Genomic DNA, 1,663 nt, shown 5'->3' with positions numbered 1-1,663 from the left:
TCTTCAACGATGGGCCGATCACGCCCAACGACGCCTTTTTCGTGCGTTACCACCTGGCCAATTTCCCCACCAGCATCGATCCGGACAGCTACCGCCTGACGATCAAGGGCGCGGTCGACACGCCGCTGTCGCTGTCCCTTGCCGAACTCAAGGCCCTCGCCGAACCGATAGCAGTGGTGGCCGTCAACCAGTGTTCGGGGAACAGCCGGGGCTTCTCGATGCCGCGGGTCTTCGGTGCGCAGTTGGGCCATGGTTCAATGGGCAATGCCCGCTGGGTGGGGGTGTCGCTCAAGACGGTACTGGAAAAAGCCGGTGTGAAAAATGATGCCCGGCAAGTGACATTCCGCGGGCTCGACAAGCCGGTGCTGCCGAGCACGCCGGAGTTCATCAAGGCCCTGGACATCAGCCATGCCATGGACGGCGAGCCCATGATCGCCTGGTCAATGAACGGTACTGATCTGCCATTCCTCAACGGTTACCCGATACGCCTGGTGGTGCCCGGTTATTTCGGCACGTACTGGGTCAAGCACCTGAGTGAGATCGAAGTCGTCGACCACACCTACGAGGGTTTTTTCATGGCTAAAGGTTATCGCGTGCCGGACAACGACTGTTTTTGCATCGCCCCTGGCACCACGGCGGCGCAAACCCTGCCGATTGCCAAATTGCCGGTACGCAGTTTCATCACCAGCGTCAAACACGGCGCTGTGTTGCCGTTGAACAAAAGCGTGGAGCTCAAGGGCATTGCGTTCGACGGCGGTGCTGGCGTTAACAAAGTGGAGGTCTCGATCGACGGCGGAAAAAACTGGCGCGAAGCCAGGCTTGGGCAGGATCTGGGCCGTTTCTCCTTCCGCGAGTGGACGCTGCCGATCACCTTTCACCGCAAGGGCGCCACTGTGTTGATGGTGCGCGCCAGCAACCGTGCGGGCGAGACGCAACCGCTGCGAGCCGACTGGAACCCCGGTGGCTACCGCCGCCACGTCGTCGAAACCAGCCACGTCACCGTCGCCTGAGGAGGCCCGCATGAAACCCATGACCACCTTGCTGTGCGCGGCTCAGTTGTGTCTGGCTGGCATGGCCAGCGCCGCGCCCCTGTCGATCACCTTGCCGCCTGAAACGGCGGCGTTCAAGCCCAGTGCGCTGCCGGGCTATGCGTTGGCCCAGCAGAAATGTTCCACCTGCCATTCGGCCGATTACATCAGCTTCCAGCCACCCGGCTTGACCCTGGCGCAGTGGACGGGTGAAGCGGGCAAGATGCAGCACGTGTACGGGGCGCCGATCAGCGATCAGGAGGTGAAGATTATCGGTGCCTACCTGGCGGTGACCTACGGCAGTGCCCAGGCGAGCGATGCCGAGGTGCAGGCGGCGTCGAACCCGTCGGCGGGCCAGCCCCCGGCCGCGCCTGCAGCAACAGTCGACGCCATGGCCTTGCTCCAGGGCAACGGTTGCCTGTCCTGCCACGCGATCGATCACAAGGTTGTAGGCCCGGCCTATCACGATGTCGCGGCCAAGTACGGGAGCGATCCGCAGGCACTGGCCACGTTAACGTCCAGCATCCAGCACGGTAGTAGCGGTAAATGGGGGGAGATCCCCATGCCGCCGTTCGCGCAGTTAAGCCCGCAAGATCTGCAAACCCTGGCGACGTTCATTCTGCACCAGTAAGCCC

2 protein-coding genes are annotated in these 1,663 nt (G+C 62.6%); both read left to right on the top strand.

Annotated elements, in window-relative coordinates:
* Positions 1–1,010: molybdopterin-dependent oxidoreductase (locus BZ163_RS00075; protein ID WP_128869321.1), on the top strand; the 1,010-nt coding region annotated here is incomplete at its 5' end.
* Positions 1,011–1,020: 10 nt separating this feature from the next.
* Entirely contained in the window at positions 1,021–1,659 is a 639-nt protein-coding gene (locus BZ163_RS00070; RefSeq protein WP_128869320.1) for a c-type cytochrome, read from the top strand.
* Positions 1,660–1,663: the final 4 nt, after the last annotated feature.

The sequence above is a fragment of the Pseudomonas sp. VI4.1 genome, assembly GCF_002029345.1.
Taxonomy (GTDB): Bacteria; Pseudomonadota; Gammaproteobacteria; order Pseudomonadales; family Pseudomonadaceae; genus Aquipseudomonas.
Note: the sequence above shows the minus strand (reverse complement) of the source record. Positions and strands in the feature narration are given on the sequence as shown.